The following is a 23,351-nucleotide window of genomic DNA, read 5'->3' as shown; positions in this document are numbered from 1 at the left end:
AGCCAATGGAAGTGGTCAAAACCGCATTTCCATTTTTCTTGGAAGGGCTTCAAGTCACATTGTATATTTTCATCATCGCGGTCATCGTCGGCTTTCTGATTGGCTTAGTCGTCGCATTGATGCGGTTATCACCATCAAAAATCTTAAACGGGATCGCGATCGTCTATATCGATGTCATTCGCGGAACGCCGTTCATCGTTCAGTTATTCTTCATCTATTTTGGACTCAATTCGCTCGAATGGTTATCGATGGACCGGATGTATGCAGGGATACTGACGGTCGCAATCAATGCCGGTGCTTATTTTGCGGAGATCATTCGAGCTGGTATCCAGTCGATTGATAAAGGACAAACAGAAGCTGCGCGTTCACTCGGGATGACAGGGCGTCAAACAATGGTACAGATCATCTTACCGCAAGCATTCCGACGGATGTTACCAACGATTACGAACCAGTCGATCATCAGCTTAAAAGATACCTCGTTGTTGTCGATTATCGGAATCGCTGACTTGACGCAACAAGGTCAAGTGCAGCAGTCAACGACGTTTGAACCATTCATCGTCTGGTCCGTCGTCGGATTGATGTACTTCGTCATCATTTATCTCTTGTCCTTAGTGGCGAAGTTCTTGGAACGGAGGTTTACATTACGATGAGTATCATTGAAGTTAAGAACTTAAAAAAATCCTTCGGTTCGAATGAAGTCTTAAAAGACATCAACGTCTCGATTGCCGAAAAAGAAGTCGTTTGTGTCATCGGTCCGTCGGGATCTGGGAAAAGTACGTTTTTACGCTGTTTGAATCGATTGGAAGAGATCACGGGTGGTACGGTCATCGTCGATAATTTCGACATCACGAGTCCAAAGGTCGATATCAACAAGGTCCGGGAAGAAGTCGGGATGGTCTTTCAACATTTTAATCTCTTCCCGCATAAGACCGTGCTAGAAAACGTCACGCTTGCACCGATCAAAGTGCGCAAATCGGATAAAGAACAGGCGAAACAGCGGGCGCTTGAACTCCTCGATAAAGTCGGATTACGGGAAAAAGCCGATAATTATCCAGGTGAATTATCTGGGGGGCAAAAACAGCGGGTCGCAATTGCCCGCGCGCTTGCAATGAATCCGAAAATCATGTTATTTGATGAGCCGACGTCAGCGCTCGACCCGGAAATGGTCGGTGACGTGCTTGCCGTCATGAAACAACTTGCCCTTGAAGGCATGACGATGGTCGTCGTGACCCATGAGATGGGATTTGCTCGTGAGGTCGGAGATCGCGTCTTATTCATGGATGCTGGCTATATCGTCGAAGAGAACGTACCACAAGCATTGTTTGATTCTCCACAACACGAACGGACGCAATCGTTCCTTAGTAAAGTCTTATGATGGAACCGGCGTATCTAACTGCGGATACGCCGGTTTTTTAACGAATCATAAATAACTGACTAAGTGCTCATAAGAAAAACTTATACATTTAAGCGTGAGAATTTGGGAATTCGAAATGCACACACAGGAAAAGAGTAGTAATATAGTAACGAAGGCACTTTCATGGAAGAATGACACGATCATTCCTTCTCATGACGTTCAGCGTTTTATTCATGCAATTCCTTTTGAAAGCGCTAACAGGTAGAGGGCTGGAAACACATCGAGTATCCACTGGATGTGTGGGGAGAAATATAGAAACGGGGGGAACCGTACATGGCAGGCCACGAGCAAGATCAACAAGCATTCTATGGACCAAACCTTGGCTACATCATTGAATTGTACGAGCGTTTTTTAGAAGACAAGACATCCGTTGATGAGGAGACACGTGCTTATTTCGAAGAGCATGGTGCACCCGTGACGGAACCAGTCGTACCGATGCAAGTCGAGACAGGAGATTTCGAAAAATATCTTGCGGCGAATCGTTTAGCGGAACAAATTCGTGCAAAAGGACATCTTGCGGCGGATATCTATCCGCTGAAGGACCATCCGCGAGAAACAGGATTATTCGAATTGAGTCAGTACGGATTGACAGAGGCAGATCTTCGAAAAATGCCAGTCTCACTCGTCTGTCCTGAACCACCAACTGGTGTACAGGACGCGTTTGAAGGCATCGAACATTTAAAAGCGCAGTACACGGGAGCAGCCGCAGTTGAGTTCCAGCATGTCGACGATCTCGATGAAAAGAAATGGCTCCGACAGAAAATCGAGCAAGGTGCTTTGACGGCGACGCTAGACGCTGAACAAAAGAAACAGTTGTTCAAACGCTTAGCTGAAACGGACCTCTTCGAAAAATACTTGCACAAAACATATGTCGGTCAAAAACGCTTCTCGATTGAAGGACTTGACGCGATGGTGCCATTGCTCGACACGATCGTCGGACACCTCATCTCGAACGGGTCGGAGACGATTAATATCGGAATGGCACACCGTGGACGGTTGAACGTTTTGGCGCACGTACTTGGGAAGCCATATGAAATGATCTTTGCTGAGTTCCAGCATGCACCGAACCACGACCTCGTACCATCTGAAGGATCGATCGGGATCACGTACGGTTGGACGGGCGACGTGAAGTATCACCTCGGTTTAAACCGAAAACTCGAGCAAGAGACACGTAACGTGCGGATGACGCTTGCGAACAATCCGTCGCACCTTGAGTTCGTCGACCCAGTCGTCGAAGGCTTCACACGTGCGGCTCAAGATGATCGCTCACAAAAAGGGGCACCACGTCAAGAGCAAGCAGCAGCAGCTGCGATCCTCATTCATGGGGATGCAGCGTTCCCAGGTCAAGGAATTGTGGCTGAAACATTGAATTTAGCGAATCTCAAAGGATATAACACCGGCGGAACGATTCATATCATCGCGAACAACACGATCGGCTTCACGACGGAGCCGACGGACTCCCGTTCGACGCGTTACTCGAGTGATCTTGCCAAAGGATACGAGATCCCAGTCTTCCACGTCAACGCGGATGAGCCGGAAAGCTGTCTCGCAGTCGCTTTGCTCGCGAGCGAGTACCGGGCAACGTTTAAGAAGGATGTCATGATTGATTTAATAGGATATCGTCGTTTTGGTCATAACGAAATGGATGAACCGATGAATACGAACCCGGTCTTATACGATTTGATTCATAAACATGATCCAATTCGTGTCTTGTACGGGAAAACGCTTGTCGCGAACGGGGATGCGACAGCTGACGAAATTCAATCGATTGAAACGTCGATCAATGATCAAATGAAAGCGGCTCGTGAAAAAGTACCGAACGCGGAGAAAGAGTATGGTGGGGTCATGCCGGACGTCGTCTTTAAAGGCGTTCCGACGATTGAGACAGGGGTCTCGATTGAAACATTGACGGCGTACAACGAAGAATTGTTACAGTGGCCGGATGGCTTCCAAGTATTCCATAAACTTGAGAAGGTCCTGAAGCGCCGGACGGATGCGTTCTCGACAAAGAACGGAATTGACTGGGGACATGCCGAAACATTGGCGTTTGCTTCGATTCTCTCAGATGGAACACCAATCCGCTTGAGCGGTCAAGATTCTGAACGAGGAACGTTCGCACAACGGAACATTAATCTTCATGATGTGAAAACAGGAGAAGGCTTCTCGCCACTCCATGCCTTATCAACGGCAACTGCATCATTCTCGGTCTACAACAGTCCGTTGTCTGAAGCAGGTGTACTTGGTTTTGAATACGGTTATAACGTCTTCGCTCCGGAAACGCTCGTATTATGGGAAGCGCAATATGGGGACTTTGCGAACTCAGGTCAAGTCATCTTCGACCAGTTCATCTCAGCTAGCCGAGCGAAATGGGGACAAACATCAGGTCTCGTCATGTTGCTTCCGCATGGTTATGAAGGGCAAGGACCAGAACACTCGAGTGGTCGTTTAGAACGCTTCTTGACGTTATCGGGTGAGAAAAACTGGACGGTCGCGAACGTATCGAGTGCTGCCCAGTACTTCCACTTATTGCGCCGACAAGCAGCGATTCTCGGAAAAGAGGAAGTCCGACCGCTCGTCGTCATGACGCCGAAGAGTCTCTTGCGTCATCCGCTTGCAACATCGGATGTCTCTGAGTTGACGGAAGGTAGTTTCCAGCGTGTCATCGAACAATCAGGGCTCGGAGAAGCACCAGATCGAGTTAAACGTCTTGTGTTCTGTTCTGGTAAGATGGCAATCGATCTAGCGGAAGCCGTTTCAAAATCAGATGAGAATCTCGATTGGCTACAAATCGTCCGGGTCGAGGAGTTGTATCCATTCCCGGCAAAAGCCTTAAAAGAAGTCATCGCGCGCTATGAATCCGTCGAAGAGATGGTCTGGGTGCAAGAAGAACCGAAAAACATGGGGGCGTGGTCCTTCATGGAACCTCGACTTGAGACAGTCGCACCGAATGGTATCCAAACCGTCCGTTACATCGGTCGTCGTCGTCGTTCCAGTACAGCAGAAGGTGACCCATCAGGTCATAAAGTAGAGCAGGCACGTATCATTAATGATGCACTCACAGCGACTGCTTCTACTCCAACAGCACCATCACACGTATCAAATCACACATCATAACTTAAGATAGAATCGAGTCATAGGGGGAGAATACGATGGAAATCAAAGTACCAGAACTTGCCGAATCAATTACAGAAGGAACGGTGGCGTCTTGGTTAAAACAACCAGGTGATCACGTGGAAAAAGGGGAAGCCATCGTTGAGCTCGAGACAGATAAGGTCAACATCGAAGTACCGTCAGATGAAGCTGGTACGTTGACGGAGGTGATGGCTGCTGAAGGAGATACAGTCCGCGTCGGGGAAACGATTGCTGTCATCTCTGCTGGTGGCGAGGCTCCAAAACCGGCTGCGGCAGAAACAGTACAAGAAACGCCAAAAGAGACACCAAAAGCAGAAGAAAAAACGGAACAACCGGTGGCTGCAGCAGCGACTGAAAGTACATCTGTTGCGGATCGTCCGATTGCTTCACCTGCTGCCCGTAAACTGGCTCGTGAAAAAGGAATTGATTTAGCACAAGTGGCAACGCAAGATCCGCTCGGTCGGATTCGTGTGCAAGACGTCGCGACGTTTGAAGTAGCACCACGTGAGCAAGCAAAACCGGCTCCTACGAAACCTGCTACACCGGCACCAGCACCTGCAGCCACTCCTGGGAAACCGGAAGAGCGAATCAAGATGTCACGCCGTCGTAAGACAATCGCGAACCGACTCGTTGAAGTTCAACAAACGGCAGCGATGTTGACGACATTCAATGAGATCGATATGTCAGCGGTCATGGCACTGCGTAAACGTCGCCAAGAGAAATTCGTGAAGGAAAACGAAGTCAAGCTTGGCTTCATGTCATTCTTTACGAAAGCAGCAGTCGCAGCACTTAAAAAGATGCCATACTTGAATGCTGAGATTCAAGGCGATGAAATCGTCCTCAAAAAATTCTATGATATCGGTATTGCCGTTTCAGCACCAGACGGTCTCGTCGTTCCAGTCGTTCGTGATGCGGACAAAAAGAACTTTGCTGAGATTGAAAAAGACATCATTCAACTAGCGGTCAAGGCGCGTGATAATAAACTCGGTCTATCTGATTTGACGGGTGGTACGTTCACGATCACGAATGGTGGTACGTTCGGTTCACTCATGTCGACACCGATCTTAAACGGTCCACAAGTCGCGATTCTCGGAATGCACGCAATCAACTTGCGTCCTGTAGCGATTGATGCTGAACGTATGGAAAACCGTCCGATGATGTATGTCGCACTCTCTTATGATCACCGAATCGTTGATGGAAAAGAAGCCGTTACGTTCTTGAAGCACATTAAAGATCTCCTTGAAGATCCAGAGTCATTGATTTTCGAAGCGTAATCATAAAAAGACCCGTTATAGATGCGGGTCTTTTTTTGTTGATATCACTTTGTCATCAAATCACGAAACGACATTTACGTCTTCTCTATATCAGCTTCATACAAACGATATAGGATAAGTGTTGTAAGAATATTTCAAGGGGGGATTGATTATGTTGAAACAATTTGGAATGACGATGGTAGCAGGAGCCGTATTAAGCACAGGTCTTCCGACAGAAGATGTCAGCGCACATTCAAAAGGAAAATCGTTACTCGATCCAAATCAAATCATCAATGTTGCTCACCGCGGAGCTTCGGGATACGCGCCAGAGCATACGATGCCAGCTTATGCAATGGGACATAAGACATTCAGAGCAGATTACATCGAAATTGATTTACAGATGACGAAAGACGGTCAATTGATTGCGATGCACGATGAAACGGTTGATCGGACGACGAACGGAACAGGTGCCGTCAAAGATAAAACGCTTGCTGAAATCAAGAAACTTGATGCTGGTAGCTGGTTTAATGAAGCGAACCCGACGCTTGCGAAAAAGTCATATGTCGGTCTGAAAGTACCGACGCTTCAAGAAGTCTTGAGTAAGTATGGGAAGCATGCGAATTACTATATCGAGACGAAATCACCGGAAGTGTATCCCGGAATGGAACAGAAATTGCTCGACGTACTAAAGCAGAACGGATTGTCGAGTAACAATGTCAAACCAGGACAAGTCTTGATTCAGTCGTTTAGTGAAGCGAGTCTTCAAAAAGTCAGAGCCATCGACCCGAACGTCCCACTGGTTCAGTTGATGGAAGCAAATGAAGTCAAGGCTTTGACGGATGATCGATTAACCACAATCCGTCAGTATGCAGTCGGTGTTGGTCCTTCCTACAAAGCATTGACACGTGAAAACGTCTCAGCGATTCGGACTCATGATTTGTTACTTCACCCGTATACTGTGAATGAAAAAGCGGATATGGTTCGTATGCTCGACTATGGTGTCACAGGAGTCTTCACGAACTATGCCGACCGTTTTAATGATGTCGTGAAAGGACTATACAAAAAATAAGGTAAAAAGGAAATAGCACTATTTCTTCTTTCGAACAGGAAAGAAGAAATAGTTTTTTTGTTTTTAAAACTCGTATCTTAAATCCAATATTTCATTCCATACGTAAACCAAATAGAGGTTTATCAGAATTTCGAATCATGAGACAAAACAATGTAGTCAGTTTCGTATTTCATGGTACGATAACAGTGCAGTTTTGGGAAGAAATGGAGTGAGGATCGTGAGAATTACACAGTATACGGATTATGGACTACGTGTGTTGATGTATCTCGGGGTGCACCGGGATGTCATCACACCAATGCCGCAGATTGCAAATCATTATGGCATCTCATCCAACCATTTAATGAAGGTGACACAACAATTAGCGAAACTTGGCTATGTCGAATCAACAAGAGGTCGGTCAGGCGGACTCCGTTTGATTCGTGATCCAAAAGACATCAACATCGGGAAAGTCGTTCGGGAAATGGAACCGATGGATATCGTCGAGTGTTTTGGAAGCAACGGTCATTGTGTCATCGAACCAGGATGCCGTCTAAAAGGTGTGCTCGGACGAGCGCTTCGAGCTTTTATCCGGGAATTGGAACAGCATACATTAGAAGAATTGTTAGATAATCGTGATGAGTTGGCACTCTTGTTTGCTGCCTCACCTTTACAGCGTTCTTAATCAAAAAACCCTCGCTTCCATTCACGGAAACGAGGGTTTTGTCATAGCGATACTTATAGATCATCTTGGCGTTTCTTTGGTTCCACATGTTCTTTGTTCTGAGACAAGTCGTCACGAACAGACGATTTCCATAACGGCACATTGCTGTAATATGCAGCACGAGCGATCAGATGTCCTCCAATCGGCGCTGTGATGAGCACGAACAGGATGCCGAGAACGACACGAGAGGAGAAGAATCCATCTTCAGTGACGAAATAGATGATGACGCCGATTAAAATCGACATGACACCTAATGTCGCGCTTTTAGATGCAGCGTGAGCACGCGTATAGACATCCGGTAAGCGGATCAGACCAAGCGCGGTGACGAGACTAAATCCCATACCGAGCAAGGCGAAGACCGCGACGATCAATTCATTGATTGCGATCACGTTCGATGATCTCTCCTTTCTCGATATATTTTGAAAAGGCAACCGTACCGATAAAGGCGAGTATACCAATCAACAGGATGACTTCGAGGTAGTCGCTCGTCCGTAAGATGATCGAGACAAGACCAACGATTGAAATCAAGCTGATACCAATCGAATCAAGAGCAATGACACGATCCGCCACACTTGGTCCTTTGATGACCCGGTAAAATAGACCGAGCATCGAGAGAAAGACACCCCCGAGTGCGATATAGATTAAAATATCGAACATTACCGACTCACCTCCAGAATGGCTTTCTCAAAACTATCACGAATCGAAGCGACTGCTTCATCGACCTCTGGCATGTGGAGTGCATGAATGTAGAGTGTCTTATTATCATCCGAGATATCAACGACAAGCGTTCCAGGTGTCAATGTGATCAGCATCGACAGCAACGTGATTTGCCACGGTTGATCGAGTTCGGTCTCATAAGCGAAGATACCAGGCTGAATATCTAACTTCGGCTTTAAGATGATTTTCAAGACATCGATGTTTGCGACGACTAGCTCGTAGAGAAAGCGGAAAAACAATAGGACGAGTGCAACGACAGGTCCGAGGTAAAAGCGACCTTTGAAGCCGCGACGGAAAGCGAACATCGCAATCAGCCCTAGCGCGTAACCAATGACGAAACCGGAGGCCGAGAAATTGTTTGAGAGAAACATCCACAAGAATGCAAGGAATAAGTTGAGCAAGACTTGAAATGCCATGAATTAACGACCTCCTTTTAATACGGCATCGATATAGAGCGTTGGATTCGTCAACGGTTCGACGGCCTGTTGAATCAGTGGACGCATCGCCTCAGCACCTACTCCATAGAGAACGCTGAGCGCAACTAAGGCAATCGTAGGAACTAGCAGCTTTGGAACAAGCGCTTGTTTATCACCAGAGTAGGTCTTCGGTGTTCCCCAAAAGGCACGCATGAACAATTGAACGACCGAATACAAGACGAGTAGACTGGATAGTAGAACGATGATTGGTCCAATCAACTCACCGGCTTCAATACCACCACGAACAATCAGGAATTTCCCAATGAATCCGCTGAGCGGTGGAATCCCGGCAAGTGATAACGCCGCGATGAAGAACGTCCAACCTAATACAGGATAGGCTTTGATCATCCCTCCCATATCTTTCAGTTTACTCGAGCCGGCAATTCCGACCATGATCCCTACGAGAAGGAATAAAGCGGCTTTGATCAACATATCATGAAGAAGGTAGAAAATCGCACCTTCTAGTGCTTGCGGTGTCATGAGGGAAACCCCGTACAAGATGACTCCGACTGCGACGATGATGTTGTAGATGATGATTTGCTTCGCATCCCGTGTCGCAAGCGCACCGATCACCCCGATGACGATCGTACTGAGAGCAAGGATACTTAAGATTTGATGAATCGTTCCAATCTCATTTGAGAAGAACAAACTATACGTCCGTAAAATCCCGTAGACCCCGACCTTCGTCAGCAAGGCACCGAACAGAGCAAGAACAGGCGTCGGCGGTACTTGATAAGAACCAGGTAACCAGAAGTAGAGCGGGAAGATCGCACCTTTTAATCCGAAGACGATCAGGAATAACAAGGCGATGACGTTTAGGATTGCCGGCTGTCCGACCTCTGAAATCTTTTGACTGATATCCGCCATGCTGAGCGATCCGATGATCCCGTACAAGAAGGCAACCGTCATGACGAATAATGCGGACGAGATGACGTTGATCAAGAGATACTTCAGCGATTCTCGTAATTGTGCCGGTTTCCCGCCGAGAACGATCAAAACATAAGACGAAATCAGGAAGACTTCGAAGAAGACGAACATGTTAAAGATATCACCTGTCGTAAAGGCACCATTGACACCAACGAGCAAAAATTGGACGGCAATGAAATAGTAGTATCGTTGATAGGAAACGCTCAAGTAGACAATGGCATACCAGATGATACAAAGAACAAGAATGCTTGTCGTCGTGACGAGTAAAGCGGATAGCATGTCAGAGACGAGTGTGATACCAAAAGGTGCTGGCCAGCTACCGAGTGTGACTGTTAAGATGCCGTTCGACCGGACAGTCAGCACAAGATAGATGGAGGCACAGACAGTTAAAATCGTCGAAAAGAGGGAAACGATTCGTTGTCCTTTGAGGTGTCGCGGGAAAAACATCAAGAGGACACCAGTCAACAAAGGGATGATGATTGGTAGTAGCGGTAAGTTAATCATTCGAATCGGTTCCTTTCATCTCTTCGATATTATCGGTTCCGAGTTCTTGATAGGCACGATAAGCGAGTACCAAGAAAAAGGCAGTGACACCAAAGCTGATGACGATGGCGGTCAAGACGAGTGCTTGCGGTAGTGGATCCGTATAGGAAGTCACGCCGTCCTTTAAGACCGGAGCCGCGCCTCGTTTTAATCCACCCATCGTCATGACAAGTAGATGGGCAGCGTGGCTGAGCAACCCTGTTCCGATGATAATGCGAAGAATACTTTTCGAAAGAATGAGATAAATGGCACACATCGTCAGGATGCCTGCGGCGATCGCCATGATGATTTCCATATTAATCACTCTCCCCAATCGTTTGAATAATCGTCATCGTCACACCGACGACGACAAGATACACTCCAAGATCAAACAGCATCGCGGTGTGAAGCGATGTCTTGCCGAACAACGGCAGGTTGAAATAATCATGTGCATGTGTGAAGAACGGTACGTTGAACAGAAGCGCTCCTGACGCCGTCAGTACGGCAATCAACATACCGAGTGCTGTGATCCATTTGTAGTCGAATGGCAAAATCCGGCGTAACGTCTTGATGTCATAAGCAAGTAAGATCAAGACAAGAGCAGACGCCGTCACAAGACCACCAATGAAACCACCACCCGGTGTATAGTGTCCAGCAAAGAACAAGTAGACAGCAAACAGGAAGATGACGAACGTGATAAAGGAAGTCGCGGACTCTAAGATGACGTCATTCGTATGCTTTTTCGCCTGCTTTTTCATTTATCGATCCCTCCTGTTCGTCTGAATTTAATCATCGTGTAAATACCGATTCCGGCAAGTGCGAGAACGGCAATCTCAAACAACGTATCGAAGCCACGGAAGTCGACGAGAATAACGTTGACCATATTACCGCCAGCGGCAAGATCAGCGACATTATCGATGTAATATTTGGCGATTGAAGTAAACGATCGTTGGCTGAGAGAAGCAAGGGCGACGAGTGTCACCGTCAATCCGACGAGTGCTGAAATCAAGGCGTTGCCGAGCTTGAACGGAATGCGTTCTTCTTTCCGACTGATTTCCGGTAAACGATAGAAAACGAGCAGGAATAGAGCGACCGATACTGTCTCGATGACGAGTTGTGTCAAGGCGAGATCTGGCGCTCGGAACAAGACGAAGAACAGAGCGACCGTATAACCGGTCACACCGAGCAAGATGATCGATGTCAGTCGTGAACGCGCAAAGGTGATCGAAAGGGCACTCGAAACGAGAACGAGTGCAAGGATGATCTCATACGCGTCAATCGAGCTGATTGGATCAACTGCGAAGCGGAAGGCATCAAACCCGTATAATGCCGTCAAGATCAAGATGACGATGAATCCGAAGATGTAGACGAGATATGACCGCATGTATCCGGTCATGACCGTATCGTGAATCTTTGTCGAGGTCTGTTCACCACGACGTAATAAAGCGTCATATTGATGATTCAAGGAGACGGCACGAGGCATCCGGTTATAGAGCGATTGCCAGCGTGGCAGTGTTTTATACAAGATGAACCCGACTGTAAAGATGAGTAATGTCAGGAAAAATTCTGGTTGGAATCCATGCCACATTGAAATATGCACATCAATCTTCCCACCCGCATCAACGACTTGCGGTAAGATCGCTTCGACTGCCGGTCGAATCAACGTATCCGATAATAGATTCGGGAAGAGTCCGATGATGACGACGAGCGAGACGAGGACGAGAGGTGGAATCAACATTCCAATCGGTGCCTCGTGTGGTGTTTTCGGTAACTTATCGTCTTGACGCTTACCGAAGAATGTTTTGCGGACGATCAAGATGCTATAGACGAATGTAAAGATACTTCCGACGACGGCGAGTACAGGAATGATCCAACCGTAAGATGGTAAGTGGAACAAGTCAGATCCTGAAACTTGAAGTACACCTGTCAAGAACATCTCTTTACTCAAGAACCCGTTGAATGGTGGAATCCCCGCCATTGAAAGCGTCCCAATCATCGCAATCGTCATCGAAATCGGCATGAGTTGCGCAAGACCACCGAGCTTCCGAATATCGCGAGTACTAGTCTCGTGATCGACGATTCCCGCCATCATGAAGAGACTGCCTTTAAACGTCGCGTGGTTGATCAGATGGAAGATCGCAGCAACTGTCGCGATTGTATATAATCCGTCATCTAAGGCATCGACGTGTAAGGCGGCAGCTCCAAGTCCAAGTAAGGACATGATCAATCCAAGCTGAGAAATCGTCGAGTAAGCAAGTATTCCTTTCAAATCATGTTGTTTCACCGCATTGAGTGAACCCCAGAATAAGGTGAATATTCCGACAGATGAGACGAGATAGAACCAAAGCGACTCATCCGCAAAAATCGGACTAAAACGAGCGACAAGATACAACCCTGCCTTGACCATCGTTGCCGAGTGCAAGTAGGCACTGACAGGAGTCGGTGCTTCCATCGCATCTGGTAACCAGATGTGGAACGGAAACTGAGCCGATTTCGTGAAGGCAGCTAGCAAGAATAAAACAAGGGCGACCGTAAAGAAGGGTTCACCTTGAATCGATTCAAGTGACGCATACGTCTCACGAATACTTAACGATCCACTGAGTGTAGAGAGAATCGCAATTCCCCCAAGCATCGCTAGTCCACCGAAGACGGTGATCAGCATCGATTTTTGAGCGCCGTAACGAGAACGTTCCCGCTCGTACCAGTAGGCAATCAATAAGAACGACGAAATCGACGTTAATTCCCAGAACAGATAGAGGACGACCATGTTATCTGACAACACGACCCCAAGCATGGCGGTCATGAACATCAACAGATAGACATAAAATGTTCCGAGTGATTCTTTTTTCGCATCTAGATAAAAAATCGAATAAAGAACGACGAGTGATCCGATTCCTGTGATCAATAGTGCGAACAATAAGCCGAGTCCGTCAAGATACGTGACGAAATCGATACCGAGCGATGGTATCCACGGCATGCGTGCCGTAAAGGTCTCACCTGACATCGAACCAGGGAGAAAGCGGCTGAAATACGAAACGAGCAGTACAGGTACGACAAGTACAAACCAACCGGTATGAATGTTCGGAAGGCGTTTCGCTAGAAGCGGAATGAAAAGACTGATCAATATGGGCAGTAAAATAGCCCCGTGCATCACGGACACGAAATTCCCTCCTTTGTGACATCGACGACCAAAAATGAAAAAGGGACGCGAACGCAAGCTGTTGAAGCTCGGAACTGTCCAGTAGAAGACACGATTCATTTTGTTCGTCGAAGATGTTTCTGAATCAAGTATAGCGTACTTTTTTCCTTCTTGCATGACGTGAAGCGTTGAAGCATAAGGGATAGAGCCATTTTTTCTCTTGATTATTAAATATGTAGGAACACGGCAGAAATAGGCTGAAAATTTTTTTGGTTTTTTTCAAAAAACACGTGGATCCATGAGAAGAATGATTCAAACTCAAGGAACGCGGGTACATTTATCTAGAGCACAACTAATGACCATAGAGGGGGAACTTTCATGCGAGCAACATTCAAGACAGGTGTTATTTTAGGTGGTCTAGCGGCGATTGCGACAATCGCCTATCAACAATACCAACAACGAAAATCGACTTCAGATGATATTGACCATCGTCCAAGTGTCGACGCGAAACGCGATCCAGCTGAAGTCGGACTGACACAACTGGATTCCATTCATCGGGCAGATTGGCAAGCGAATGGATTCCCACAAACACACGCAGAACTCGAACGCCTCGAGCGAGAAGAAAATTAAAAAAGCACGTCTCTCGAATGAGAGGCGTGTTTTATGGTCATTAAGCACTTGTTGTGACTAGGGCACGTGTCCGTTCACTGTGTGCAGTATAAGAAGAGAGATGTTCGAATTGATAAAGCGTTAAGGTCGCTGTGCGACGTTGACCGGTACTCGATTCAAGCATTAAATAAGCTTCATTGAAGTCCGTACCACCACCATCATAGCGGATGTGTGCCGTAATCGTTCGTCCATCTGTTGTCTGCATATAAATATCGTAACCTCCGAAATCAACGCGCTTAAAGCTAGTTGCCTCGCTTACGATGTGTTTGAATGTTTCAATTAAAGAATATGTCATCGTTCGTTCCTCCTTTTATTTCTTCAAAGCAAAATAAGTTATAATCAACTCCGAATATTACTATTCCCATTAAATACAAGAAATAAACATCACAAATGAATCTTTTTTTGTTCTTGTTATGAAACGCGTTTCATACTTTATGATAAAAACAGACGGTGCGTGACCGATTTCGGGCGTTAACCGATACAGAAACTATAATTAAAAAGACAAGGGGATGGTCGTGACCATCCCCTTGTCTTTTTAATTATAGTTCTACGTTATGGTAGACCTGTTGCACATCCTCAAGATCTTCCAGTGCATCGATCATTTTCTCGAATTGTGCGACGTCGTCTTCAGACAACGCGACTTCGTTTTGGGCGAGCATGACCAGTTCGGCAAGTGAGAACTCAGTAATGCCTGCAGCTTTCAACGCTTCTTGTACAGCATGGAATTGTTCCGGCTCAGCGTAGATGATGACAGATTCGTCTTCTTCGAGGATATCGCGCACATCAATATCCGCTTCCATCATCAATTCAAGAACGTCATCCGCAGTTTTACCTTCAAACGCAAAGATTGCCGTCGCATCGAACATATAAGCGACGGATCCGCTCACGCCCATGTTTCCGCCATTTTTTCCGAATGCAGCACGAACGTCAGAAGCCGTCCGGTTAACGTTGTTCGTCAACGTTTCGACGATGACCATTGAACCGCTTGGACCGAATCCTTCATAACGCAAGACGTCGTAGTTTTCTTCCGCTCCACCTTTTGCTTTTTCAATCGCCCGATCGACGATGGCACGTGGCACGTTGTATGTTTTCGCTCGTTCGAGAACGACCTTTAATGCTTGGTTTGATTCTGGATCGGGTTCACCTTGTTTAGCCGCTACATAAATCTCACGACCGAACTTTGCGTAAATCCGACTCGTATTTTTGTCTTTTGATGCTTTTTTTTCCTTAATGTTATTCCATTTACGACCCATTTCGTATCCACTCTCTTTCCGTAATGTCAGAAATCCGTGATTTCCTATGCGTTATCAGTATACCTTAAACTACCTGACAGACTGAACTAAAATGTCGGTGGAACCGTTGAATTTCTATTAAATACGTTTAAGCGATGTGGAAGAAAGGAACTTTACCGATAGAGAAATATCAATTTAAGGGAGAGTGGCAGAATTTGAACCAGGCTGGGGTAGTTCATCGCGCATTATCACCGTTCGTTTATGCTTACGATCAAGAGACGGTCCATGTCCGACTCATGACGGCTAAAGACGATATTGAAAAAGTTGAATTGATATATGGTGATCCGTACGAATGGGAAGCGGAAAAAGAAGAAGACCGAGATTGGAATTTTGATCCGGAGAAAGAAAAATCATGGAAAGTAGAGCGGACGCCGATGCAACACAATGGAAGTGATGCGACGTATGACTATTGGTTCGTTGCAATCCGTCCAGAACGGAAGCGGGTACGATATGGGTTTGAGGTTCATGGCGATACGACAGCCGTTTTAACCGAGCGTGGCTGGTATGACGAAGCGCCACTCGATCATCCAGGCTATTATTTTTCTGTGCCATATGTTCATGCGACGGATGTCTTTGATACACCGGATTGGGTGAAGGATACGGTCTGGTATCAAATTTTCCCGGAACGATTTGCGAATGGTGACCGGGCGAATGATCCAGCGGGAACGAAGGAGTGGGGAAGTGAAGCACCTGCTTTTCAGAATTTCTTCGGTGGAGATTTTCAAGGGGTCATTGATCACGTCGATCATTTACAACGTCTCGGCGTCACGGGTGTCTACTTCTGTCCAGTCTTTGAGGCACCATCCAATCATAAATACGATACGCTTGATTACTTGAAGCTTGATCCTGCATTTGGTGACGAGAAAACGTTCCGCAAGATGATCGATGTGCTACATGAGAATGGTATCCGTGTATTACTCGATGCCGTCTTCAACCATATTAGTGAAGAGCACCCCGCCTTTCAGGATGTCTTAGAAAAGGGGAAAGATTCAAAATACGCCAACTGGTTTACGATTGGTTCCTTCCCAGTCGATCCATCGATTCCGAACTATGAAGTGTTTGCCTTTGAACGGAACATGCCGAAATTGAATACTGCCCATCCGGACGTCAAAGACTATTTGCTTCACGTCGGACGTTACTGGGTCGAGGAATTCGGAATCGACGGCTGGCGTCTGGATGTCGCAAGTGAAGTCGATCATGCATTTTGGCGTGAGTTTCGCAAGGAAGTCCGGGCTGCGACCGGAACATGTTATATCGTCGGTGAGTGCTGGACGGATTCGCAACCATGGCTCCTCGGCGATCAATTTGATGCCGTCATGAATTATGGTTTGACCGAGAGCTTTTTGACTTGTTTTGCGACGGGCGAGACGCGCGTTCGTGATTTCTCACATGCAGTCAGCCGGAATTTGAACTGGCATTCTCAAAATGTCAACGAGGTCATGTTCAATTTGATTGACTCGCATGATACGCCGCGTGCTCTAACGCGTGCGAAAGGGAATATCGATCGAATAAAGTTACTCTTCACTACACTGTTGACGTTTCCGGGTTCACCCGTCATCTATTATGGCGATGAGATTGGAATGACTGGGGGGCAAGACCCGGCAAACCGTGCGTGTATGGAATGGGATGAGACGAAGCAGAACCGTGAGTTGTTCGATCACGTTGCACAGTTGATTGCTCTTCGAAAACAGCATCCGGTTTTAGCAAATGCCGGAACGTATCATTTCCAAAGAATCGATGATACAAAACAGACATTTGTCGTTGAGCGACGTCAAGGCGAACAGGTTTACTTGCTCGTGGTCAACGTCAGTGAAGAGGCACAATCTCTTTCGCTTGAGGGAACGTATGAAAGTCTGTTAGACGCAACGACGTTTTCGGGAACTATTCAAGTAGAAGCTGTGTCAGCTCTTCTTTTGCGACACGTATAAGAAAAAGCAAGTCGTGGATATCGCATCCGCGACTTGCTTTTTTGGTGTGCATTACGAATCAAACGGATGGATCAGTAAACCGCTCCGAAGTTTCGGTTCGAACCAAGTCGATTTCGGTGGCATCACTTCTCCGGCATCAGCCACTGCCATTAAATCTTCGATCGAAGTCGGATGCAAGTGAAAAGCGACAGCGGCATGTCCAGAGTCCACGATTTGCTCAAGGCCGGCATACCCCTTATGACCACCGACGAACTGGATCCGTGCGTCCGTCCGTGGATCTTCGATACCGAGTAACGGTGTCAACAACTCTTCTTGTAAAATCGAGACGTCGAGATTCGCTTTCGTTCCTGTTCGTTCAGAATCGTACGAAAGGGTATACCATTGCCGGTTGAGATACATCTCGATTTGGTGAGGCTTCGTTTGTTCGGCACGTCCTTTTGTGATCGTAAAGCGATGGGCTAATCGCTCAAGGAAATCAACGACGGATTGACCGTACAAATCTTCAACGACCCGATGGTAACCGAGAATCCGTAATTGATCCTGCGGGAAGGAGACGCCAAGAAAACGTTGTGCTTCCTCCTGGTCCGTCCGACTGGCAGCGATGGCTGCTGCTGCAGCGCGGTGGTGACCATCAGCGATATAGAGAGCATCGTGACGGGCGAACTGGCTCCCGATCGTCAATAGATGATTGCGATCGGTGATTTTATAAATTCGATGCGTCACTCCATCGACGGTGAAATCATATAGGGGATCGCCAGCAGTAATCGTCGTGACGATTGCTTCGAGTTGTGCATCGGTTTGATGCGCAAGTAAAATCGGACCCGTATGTGCTTGTAACTGTTCGACGTGTCGGACACGGTCGCGCTCTTTATCAGGACGTGTGAACTCATGTTTACGAATTTGATTCGTCTCATAATCACTTACGGCAACACATCCGACGAAACCGGATTGCGTATGTGTTCCATCTGACAATTGATAAATGTAATACGTCTCGTCTGCATCGAGCTGTAAGATGCCGTTTGTTTGACTCTCTTCGAAGGCAAGCGCTGCTTGCTGATAAACGCGTGGGTCATCTTCAGCGATCAATGACGGAAGGGTGGCTTCTGCTTTATCGATCCGTAAAAAAGACAGCGGATGACGTCGAATCTCAGAACGTGCTTCTTCGCGCGAATAAACATCATACGGCAAGGCGGCAAATTCTGCCGCATATTTTGAGCCCGGTCGTAACGCCGCAAAAGGTTCGAAAGTTGGCATGGGGTTCACTCCTTTAGAGTAGGCGTGTTTTCAAGACGCCAGGAATCTGATTCAGTCGGTCGAGCGAAATCATCTCGTCCGCATGGTTATCGATATCGATGATCGTATAGGCAATCGCATCTTTACTACCATTGATCATATTCGCGATATTGATCGACTCTTGCGCTAACACCGAGGCGATTTGACCGACCATGTTCGGAATGTTGTGGTGAGCAATCGTAATTCGTCGTTTTCCAGTGAACGGTAGCTCGACGGCTGGGAAATTGACCGCATTGCGGATGTTTCCTGTCTCAAGGAACAGACGCAGTTGATCGACCGCCATGATAGCACAGTTTTCCTCCGCTTCACTTGTTGATGCCCCGATATGTGGTAAAGCAATGACCCGGGGGAGGGACAAGATGAAGGCGTTCGGGAAATCCGTCACATAATTCGCCAGGCGACCGGACCTGAGCACTTCTGCTAACGCTTGTTCATCGACGAGTTCACCACGCGAGAAGTTGAGTAGGGTCGCGCCGTGTTTCATCTTCGAGAAGAGTGACGCATCGAGTAAACCCGTCGTCGCATCAACGAGCGGCAGATGCAACGTGATGTAGTCGCTTGTCGCGAGGAGATCCTCGAGCTGTGTTGCCCGCTGAATCTGATTCGAGACGCGCCAGGCAGACTCAACGGACATATGTGGATCATAGCCTGTGACGGTCATGCCAAGCTCGTGAAGGGTGTTGGCTAAGTTTGCCCCGATTGCCCCGAGTCCGACGATCCCGATTCGTTTCCCGAGCAACTCCGTTCCGACGAATTGTTTTTTGTTCGCTTCGATCCTCTCCGGAATATCTGGTCCGCGTAAGTTGTTCGTCCAAAGCAGACTCGGGACGAGTTTTCGCGCCGTCAGGAATAAACTACCGATGACAAGTTCCTTGACGGCATTCGCATTGGCACCTGGTGTCGAAAAGACGGGAATCCCGCGGTTCGCGAGTTGATCGAGTGGAATCGTATTGACACCGACGCCAGCTCGGGCGACGGCTTTGAGACTATCTGGAAAGCGCATGTCATGTAAATCCTTGCTGCGGACGAGAAAGGCGTCTGGTTGCTCCGTTTCCCGCTGGACGTGATAGTCGTCTGTAAATCGTTTTAATCCTTTGTCTGATAGATCATTCCATAGTTGGACTTGATACATTTAACGTTCCCCCTGTTCAAAACGGTGCATGATATGAATCAGTGCCGTAACCCCTTCGGTCGGCATCGCATTGTAAAGACTCGCGCGCATTCCACCAATCGAGCGATGACCGGCAAGATTGATTAAATCGTTACGCGCAGCGAAGTTCAAGAAAGCAGCGTCTTCCGATTCGCTTCCGGTCGAGAATGGAATGTTCATCCGGCTTCGATCCTTGACGGCTACATGGTTATGAAATAGATCGGATTGATCAATTGCTTCATATAACATGCGCGCTTGTGAGACGTTTCGTGCCGCGATCGTCTCGAGTCCCGTCTCTTCAATCCAATCGAGCACTAATTTCGTCATATAAAGACTAAACGTCGGTGGCGTGTTATAAAGAGACCGCTGTTTTGCATGGATGTCATACCGTAAGTAGGCACCGATCGTGTCAGGAACACGATCAAGCAACTCGTTCTTCACGATGACGACCGTTAAACCAGCGACACCAAGGTTTTTTTGAGCACCAGCATACAACACATCGAATGACTCGATTGGCAATGGTTCAGACAAAATCGATGACGAGACATCAGCGACGAGTGGCACATCGACGAGAGGCGGTGTCTGATACGTCGTCCCTTCGAGGGTATTGTTCCAAGTGATGTGCAAATAGTCGGCTGTTGACGTGAACGGACCTTTTGGAATGAAGCGATACCCGTGATCAGCGGAAGAGGCGAGCACGTTGACCGTGGCGTACAGTTTGGCATCTGCAATCGCCTTCGTCGACCAGCCGCCGGTATCGATGAAATCAATTCGTCCGGTCTTCGTCGCCAGATTTTGCGGTAACATCGCGAACTGAAGTGTAGCTCCTCCTTGAAGAAACAATACGGAGTACGTATCGGGAATCGACATCAGTCGCCGTAAGGATTGTTCAGCCGCATCTCGAATCGATTCAAAGATTGGCGAACGATGACTCATTTCAAGAACGGATTGTCCTGAATTTTCATAATCGAGTAGCTCGGATTGAGCCTTCAATAGGACCGGGGCAGGAAGGACTGCTGGACCGGCAGAGAAGTTATAAACCGTCATGAGGAACACTCCTTCTTGAATTTTCAGAAAATATGTACCCCTCAAGTGTAACGGAATGAAAAATGAGAAGCAATTCCAACTGACGATGAATGGAAAATGAAAACAAAAACATCCCTTGAATCCGTTACGACGGATCAAGAGATGTTAATTGACCAAAGTGCCATTTCCAACCATCTGACGTAGCACGATAGATGGACACGATCCGGAAACGACCAACGTATTGAGTTGTCCCGTATTCAAATCGGTCTTCTGTCAAACTATACTGGATTGCCGTATCTTCGAAATGATCAATGTATGAAAAATCATCGGTCCGGGATAACCAGCGGATGTTTGCAGGATCCACGTAATGATCGAGGTAGGTCTCGGCATCAAATGACCGCCCTAATGCATCGATGAACGTAAATTCGGGAGATAATAGATGCGAGACTTGTGTTAGGTCGCCTTTTAGCATAGCATCTTGAAGGTGTTGCATCGTTTGTTCAAGTGTCATAATACATCTCCTTTCTTCCTGAATCGCTAGTGTAGCATATATAAACACAAAAAAAGACCCTGCGTGAGCAGGGTCTAAAAGAAATTAAAGTTTTACAACGTTAGTTGCTTGTGGTCCACGTTGACCTTCTTCAACTTCGAAAGAAACCTCTTGACCTTCGTCAAGTGATTTGAAACCTTCAGATTGGATTGCTGAGAAGTGTACGAATACGTCGTCTCCGCTTTCGCGCTCGATGAAGCCGAATCCTTTTTCTGCGTTAAACCATTTTACTTTACCTTGTTCCATGTGTATTGCCTCCTGCGTGTGACTGGCACACTGATTATTACTACCGTGATCAATTTCATCGAATATAAAGTGAAACACTTCGTATCTCCACCGAACAACAATAATTACTTAATAATATAGCATGCCTGAATTGAAAAAGAAAGGACAAAACAAAAAAAGAACAAACGAAGCTGTTCTTCTTTGAATAAATCATGCAATTAAAGGGTTCATTCTACCCGTGTCGAAAGAGTATAACTGATTCTTTCAACGAGTCGGAATATGTTCTCTTTTACTACTGAGCTGTCGTAATGTATGCAAAATGAATCCTTGGAAGTTCGGATAACGTGTCGGTTGTTCCCAAACAGTTCGGAATAGTTGTGTCATCGCGGAATGAATGAGTGCATCCTCGACTTGTGTGCGACGGAATAGAAGAAAGAGTGTTTTTTCGTAACGATCGTATAATCGTTCTAACGCGACAGAATCGCGTTGTTTGATTTGATTAAGCAAATCAGTGTCTGAATACATAAGTCACTCCTTCTTCGACAGTTTTCTCTATAGTATGCTGTCACTGTAATGTAATGAAACTATAATGTAGATTCCCGCTATATGAATTATGAAACACCCAAACTTCTTGAACTGAAGATAATAATGGAAATGGAGGAACGTTATATGCTTCCTGTATACATTCGCCCGTACATCTTGGAGGATGCAGCGGAGATCCTTGAGGTGAATTTGCGAAACCGTGATCACTTTGAATACTGGATGCCAATCAAGCCGTCACCAGAACAATACACGATAAAAGGGCAACGTGAACGGATTCATCGTCATCAAGAGTTAATGCGTCAAGATGCTTATTATGCGTATGGTGTTTTTTTATCCGAGACGGACCAGTTGATTGGGGATGTTTCGGCGATGTTCGTTCAACGTGGACCAGCGGAGACATGCATGATTGGCTACCAGTTGGATGCCGCCTTTTCAGGACGAGGATATATGGCACAAGCGGTCGGATTGTTCGTGGATCATTTATTTGATGTCCACCAGTTCCACCGGATCCGTGCTGAAGTCATGCCAGAGAATATCGGCTCGATCCGTGTCCTTGAAAAAGTCGGATTTCGTAAAGAGGGAATCGCGAAACAAAATCTCTTCATCAACGATGCCTGGGAAGACTTTGTTTTGTTTGCCCTATTAAAAGAAGACCGAAAGGAGTCACGTCATGCCAATCTCTAATTATTATGCCAATCTGCGCCAACTTGTCGGAACGCAGCGTCTTTTTACACCATGCGTCGCAGCGATCATTCGAAACGAAGCAGGTCACATCCTCTTTCAGGATCCAGGAGGTCCGTTTTGGAGTTTGCCTGCTGGAGCGATCGAACTGGGGGAATCGCCGGCACAGGCAGTCATTCGCGAAGTCTATGAAGAGACGGGTCTATTCGTCCGACCGGTCCGTCTGATTGCGACCTTCGGTGGAGAGTCGTTTCGTTTGACGTACCCAGACGGAAACGAAGTTGAATACGTAGCGACAGTATTCGAGTGTAAGGTAGTCGGGGGAACGCTCGAAGCCGTCGATGGGGAATCCAAACAACTGGCATATTTCCCAAAACAGGATCGTCCACCTCTAGCACTCCCTTATCCTGATCATGTGTTCGAAGTATCCGAAGCAACAAGCTATTTTGACTGGGAAGAGCACTGGTTGATAAATTTACAATGTAAAAATCGGTAAAATACGAACATTTAACTGTTGATATCTGAATAAAGTTCTTAAAAAGCCTTAAAAATGCGAAAATTTCTTTGACACTATGAGGACAGTTCGTTATAGTAGTCAAGGGGCGAATGATTATCGCCAATATATTAAAAAATATTCGTAATTAG

The 23,351-nt window shown here is 46.7% G+C and carries 25 protein-coding genes; 10 read left to right on the top strand and 15 right to left on the bottom strand.

Going from position 1 to position 23,351, the window contains the following annotated elements:
• Positions 1-5: 5 nt before the first annotated feature.
• The 6 genes from KNQ08_RS06090 to KNQ08_RS06065 all read left to right on the top strand — a co-directional run bounded on the left by KNQ08_RS06090 (position 6) and on the right by KNQ08_RS06065 (position 7,529).
• Positions 6-650: an amino acid ABC transporter permease gene (locus tag KNQ08_RS06090; RefSeq protein ID WP_023468550.1), complete on the top strand. Its 645-nt coding sequence runs from the start codon at positions 6-8 to the stop codon at positions 648-650.
• Positions 647-1,375: an amino acid ABC transporter ATP-binding protein gene (locus tag KNQ08_RS06085; RefSeq protein ID WP_251133629.1), complete on the top strand. Its 729-nt coding sequence runs from the start codon at positions 647-649 to the stop codon at positions 1,373-1,375. The genes KNQ08_RS06090 and KNQ08_RS06085 overlap by 4 nt, the downstream gene beginning before the upstream one ends.
• A 312-nt stretch (positions 1,376-1,687) precedes the next feature.
• A complete protein-coding gene (locus KNQ08_RS06080) occupies positions 1,688-4,528 on the top strand; it encodes a 2-oxoglutarate dehydrogenase E1 component (protein ID WP_064299712.1) in 2,841 nt (946 codons plus the stop codon).
• Between the two features lie 35 nt (positions 4,529-4,563).
• Positions 4,564-5,820: a 2-oxoglutarate dehydrogenase complex dihydrolipoyllysine-residue succinyltransferase gene (gene odhB / locus KNQ08_RS06075; protein ID WP_214805106.1), complete on the top strand. Its 1,257-nt coding sequence runs from the start codon at positions 4,564-4,566 to the stop codon at positions 5,818-5,820.
• A 151-nt stretch (positions 5,821-5,971) separates the two neighbouring features.
• Positions 5,972-6,868 carry a glycerophosphodiester phosphodiesterase gene (locus KNQ08_RS06070; RefSeq protein ID WP_214805104.1) on the top strand — a complete coding sequence of 299 codons (897 nt, stop codon included), beginning with the start codon at positions 5,972-5,974 and terminating at the stop codon, positions 6,866-6,868.
• Between the two features lie 217 nt (positions 6,869-7,085).
• The gene (locus KNQ08_RS06065) at positions 7,086-7,529 is read left to right on the top strand and encodes an Rrf2 family transcriptional regulator (protein ID WP_050678277.1); all 444 of its coding nucleotides are present in this window, start codon (positions 7,086-7,088) and stop codon (positions 7,527-7,529) included.
• 53 nt (positions 7,530-7,582) lie between these two features.
• On the opposite strand, the gene mnhG is transcribed toward KNQ08_RS06065, so the two are convergent.
• The 7 genes from mnhG to KNQ08_RS06030 are packed head-to-tail and all read right to left on the bottom strand — an operon-like array spanning position 7,583 to position 13,370.
• Entirely contained in the window at positions 7,583-7,957 is a 375-nt protein-coding gene (gene mnhG, locus KNQ08_RS06060) for a monovalent cation/H(+) antiporter subunit G (protein WP_214805102.1), read from the bottom strand.
• Positions 7,941-8,177, bottom strand: a complete 237-nt coding sequence (locus KNQ08_RS06055; RefSeq protein ID WP_369792030.1) for a Na(+)/H(+) antiporter subunit F1 — start codon at positions 8,175-8,177, stop codon at positions 7,941-7,943. Before KNQ08_RS06055 ends, mnhG begins: the two co-directional genes overlap by 17 nt.
• Positions 8,178-8,224: 47 nt before the next feature.
• Positions 8,225-8,701, bottom strand: a complete 477-nt coding sequence (locus KNQ08_RS06050; RefSeq protein WP_023468542.1) for a Na+/H+ antiporter subunit E — start codon at positions 8,699-8,701, stop codon at positions 8,225-8,227.
• Between the two features lie 3 nt (positions 8,702-8,704).
• A complete protein-coding gene (locus KNQ08_RS06045; protein WP_149427543.1) occupies positions 8,705-10,192 on the bottom strand; it encodes a Na+/H+ antiporter subunit D in 1,488 nt (495 codons plus the stop codon).
• On the bottom strand, positions 10,185-10,526 hold the full coding sequence (locus KNQ08_RS06040; RefSeq protein ID WP_023468540.1) for a Na(+)/H(+) antiporter subunit C: 342 nt from the start codon (positions 10,524-10,526) through the stop codon (positions 10,185-10,187). The genes KNQ08_RS06045 and KNQ08_RS06040 overlap by 8 nt, the downstream gene beginning before the upstream one ends.
• A gap of 1 nt (position 10,527) precedes the next feature.
• Positions 10,528-10,968: a Na(+)/H(+) antiporter subunit B gene (locus KNQ08_RS06035; protein WP_056062059.1), complete on the bottom strand. Its 441-nt coding sequence runs from the start codon at positions 10,966-10,968 to the stop codon at positions 10,528-10,530.
• Positions 10,965-13,370 (bottom strand): Na+/H+ antiporter subunit A, encoded by a 2,406-nt coding sequence (locus KNQ08_RS06030; RefSeq protein WP_214805100.1) that lies wholly within the window; start codon positions 13,368-13,370, stop codon positions 10,965-10,967. Before KNQ08_RS06030 ends, KNQ08_RS06035 begins: the two co-directional genes overlap by 4 nt.
• Before the next feature lie 357 nt (positions 13,371-13,727).
• Here KNQ08_RS06030 and KNQ08_RS06025 point away from each other — a divergent pair, with 357 nt between their 5' ends.
• Entirely contained in the window at positions 13,728-13,979 is a 252-nt protein-coding gene (locus KNQ08_RS06025) for a hypothetical protein (protein WP_029341919.1), read from the top strand.
• Between the two features lie 40 nt (positions 13,980-14,019).
• Here the strand turns inward: KNQ08_RS06025 and KNQ08_RS06020 are convergent, their stop codons facing one another.
• Together KNQ08_RS06020 and KNQ08_RS06015 are read right to left on the bottom strand one after the other, a co-directional pair.
• On the bottom strand, positions 14,020-14,313 hold the full coding sequence (locus KNQ08_RS06020; RefSeq protein WP_023468536.1) for a hypothetical protein: 294 nt from the start codon (positions 14,311-14,313) through the stop codon (positions 14,020-14,022).
• 244 nt (positions 14,314-14,557) lie between these two features.
• Positions 14,558-15,271 carry a YebC/PmpR family DNA-binding transcriptional regulator gene (locus KNQ08_RS06015; protein ID WP_023468535.1) on the bottom strand — a complete coding sequence of 238 codons (714 nt, stop codon included), beginning with the start codon at positions 15,269-15,271 and terminating at the stop codon, positions 14,558-14,560.
• 194 nt (positions 15,272-15,465) lie between these two features.
• Between KNQ08_RS06015 and KNQ08_RS06010 the strand changes: the two genes are divergently transcribed.
• A complete protein-coding gene (locus KNQ08_RS06010) occupies positions 15,466-17,238 on the top strand; it encodes a glycoside hydrolase family 13 protein (RefSeq protein ID WP_214805098.1) in 1,773 nt (590 codons plus the stop codon).
• Positions 17,239-17,289: 51 nt separating this feature from the next.
• On the opposite strand, the gene KNQ08_RS06005 is transcribed toward KNQ08_RS06010, so the two are convergent.
• The 6 genes from KNQ08_RS06005 to KNQ08_RS05980 all read right to left on the bottom strand — a co-directional run bounded on the left by KNQ08_RS06005 (position 17,290) and on the right by KNQ08_RS05980 (position 21,989).
• Complete coding sequence (locus tag KNQ08_RS06005; protein WP_214805096.1) at positions 17,290-18,492, bottom strand: DUF1015 domain-containing protein; 1,203 nt, start codon at positions 18,490-18,492, stop codon at positions 17,290-17,292.
• A 13-nt stretch (positions 18,493-18,505) separates the two neighbouring features.
• Positions 18,506-19,663: a phosphoglycerate dehydrogenase gene (locus tag KNQ08_RS06000; RefSeq protein WP_133207446.1), complete on the bottom strand. Its 1,158-nt coding sequence runs from the start codon at positions 19,661-19,663 to the stop codon at positions 18,506-18,508.
• Positions 19,664-20,728 (bottom strand): 3-phosphoserine/phosphohydroxythreonine transaminase, encoded by a 1,065-nt coding sequence (gene serC, locus KNQ08_RS05995; protein WP_149427537.1) that lies wholly within the window; start codon positions 20,726-20,728, stop codon positions 19,664-19,666.
• A gap of 124 nt (positions 20,729-20,852) precedes the next feature.
• Positions 20,853-21,218 (bottom strand): nuclear transport factor 2 family protein, encoded by a 366-nt coding sequence (locus KNQ08_RS05990; protein ID WP_047394207.1) that lies wholly within the window; start codon positions 21,216-21,218, stop codon positions 20,853-20,855.
• Positions 21,219-21,302: 84 nt separating this feature from the next.
• Positions 21,303-21,503, bottom strand: a complete 201-nt coding sequence (locus tag KNQ08_RS05985; RefSeq protein WP_023468529.1) for a cold-shock protein — start codon at positions 21,501-21,503, stop codon at positions 21,303-21,305.
• Positions 21,504-21,746: 243 nt separating this feature from the next.
• A complete protein-coding gene (locus KNQ08_RS05980; protein ID WP_208796362.1) occupies positions 21,747-21,989 on the bottom strand; it encodes a hypothetical protein in 243 nt (80 codons plus the stop codon).
• Positions 21,990-22,151: 162 nt separating this feature from the next.
• Between KNQ08_RS05980 and KNQ08_RS05975 the strand changes: the two genes are divergently transcribed.
• Positions 22,152-22,709, top strand: coding sequence for a GNAT family N-acetyltransferase (locus KNQ08_RS05975; protein ID WP_149427536.1), 558 nt, complete (start codon positions 22,152-22,154; stop codon positions 22,707-22,709).
• Positions 22,696-23,202 (top strand): NUDIX domain-containing protein, encoded by a 507-nt coding sequence (locus KNQ08_RS05970; protein ID WP_214723472.1) that lies wholly within the window; start codon positions 22,696-22,698, stop codon positions 23,200-23,202. Before KNQ08_RS05975 ends, KNQ08_RS05970 begins: the two co-directional genes overlap by 14 nt.
• Positions 23,203-23,351 lie beyond the last annotated feature (149 nt).

This window comes from Exiguobacterium sp. s46, assembly GCF_018618875.1.
Lineage (GTDB): Bacteria > Bacillota > Bacilli > Exiguobacteriales > Exiguobacteriaceae > Exiguobacterium_A > Exiguobacterium_A abrahamii.
This window is presented reverse-complemented; position numbering and strand designations above follow the sequence as displayed.

Excerpts from the sequence above, each read along its gene's own strand:
- KNQ08_RS06080 (WP_064299712.1), top strand. The coding sequence starts at position 1,688 with ATGGCAGGCCACGAGCAAGATCAACAAGCATTCTATGGACCAAACCTT.
- serC (WP_149427537.1), bottom strand. The coding sequence starts at position 20,728 with ATGACGGTTTATAACTTCTCTGCCGGTCCAGCAGTCCTTCCTGCCCCG.
- odhB (WP_214805106.1), top strand. The coding sequence starts at position 4,564 with ATGGAAATCAAAGTACCAGAACTTGCCGAATCAATTACAGAAGGAACG.
- KNQ08_RS06035 (WP_056062059.1), bottom strand. The coding sequence starts at position 10,968 with ATGAAAAAGCAGGCGAAAAAGCATACGAATGACGTCATCTTAGAGTCC.
- KNQ08_RS05970 (WP_214723472.1), top strand. The coding sequence starts at position 22,696 with ATGCCAATCTCTAATTATTATGCCAATCTGCGCCAACTTGTCGGAACG.
- KNQ08_RS05990 (WP_047394207.1), bottom strand. The coding sequence starts at position 21,218 with ATGACACTTGAACAAACGATGCAACACCTTCAAGATGCTATGCTAAAA.
- KNQ08_RS05975 (WP_149427536.1), top strand. The coding sequence starts at position 22,152 with ATGCTTCCTGTATACATTCGCCCGTACATCTTGGAGGATGCAGCGGAG.
- KNQ08_RS06050 (WP_023468542.1), bottom strand. The coding sequence starts at position 8,701 with ATGGCATTTCAAGTCTTGCTCAACTTATTCCTTGCATTCTTGTGGATG.
- KNQ08_RS06090 (WP_023468550.1), top strand. The coding sequence starts at position 6 with ATGGAAGTGGTCAAAACCGCATTTCCATTTTTCTTGGAAGGGCTTCAA.
- KNQ08_RS06025 (WP_029341919.1), top strand. The coding sequence starts at position 13,728 with ATGCGAGCAACATTCAAGACAGGTGTTATTTTAGGTGGTCTAGCGGCG.
- KNQ08_RS06045 (WP_149427543.1), bottom strand. The coding sequence starts at position 10,192 with ATGATTAACTTACCGCTACTACCAATCATCATCCCTTTGTTGACTGGT.
- KNQ08_RS06005 (WP_214805096.1), bottom strand. The coding sequence starts at position 18,492 with ATGCCAACTTTCGAACCTTTTGCGGCGTTACGACCGGGCTCAAAATAT.
- KNQ08_RS05985 (WP_023468529.1), bottom strand. The coding sequence starts at position 21,503 with ATGGAACAAGGTAAAGTAAAATGGTTTAACGCAGAAAAAGGATTCGGC.
- KNQ08_RS06040 (WP_023468540.1), bottom strand. The coding sequence starts at position 10,526 with ATGGAAATCATCATGGCGATCGCCGCAGGCATCCTGACGATGTGTGCC.
- KNQ08_RS06000 (WP_133207446.1), bottom strand. The coding sequence starts at position 19,663 with ATGTATCAAGTCCAACTATGGAATGATCTATCAGACAAAGGATTAAAA.
- KNQ08_RS06020 (WP_023468536.1), bottom strand. The coding sequence starts at position 14,313 with ATGACATATTCTTTAATTGAAACATTCAAACACATCGTAAGCGAGGCA.
- KNQ08_RS06055 (WP_369792030.1), bottom strand. The coding sequence starts at position 8,177 with ATGCTCGGTCTATTTTACCGGGTCATCAAAGGACCAAGTGTGGCGGAT.
- KNQ08_RS06070 (WP_214805104.1), top strand. The coding sequence starts at position 5,972 with ATGTTGAAACAATTTGGAATGACGATGGTAGCAGGAGCCGTATTAAGC.
- KNQ08_RS06085 (WP_251133629.1), top strand. The coding sequence starts at position 647 with ATGAGTATCATTGAAGTTAAGAACTTAAAAAAATCCTTCGGTTCGAAT.
- KNQ08_RS06015 (WP_023468535.1), bottom strand. The coding sequence starts at position 15,271 with ATGGGTCGTAAATGGAATAACATTAAGGAAAAAAAAGCATCAAAAGAC.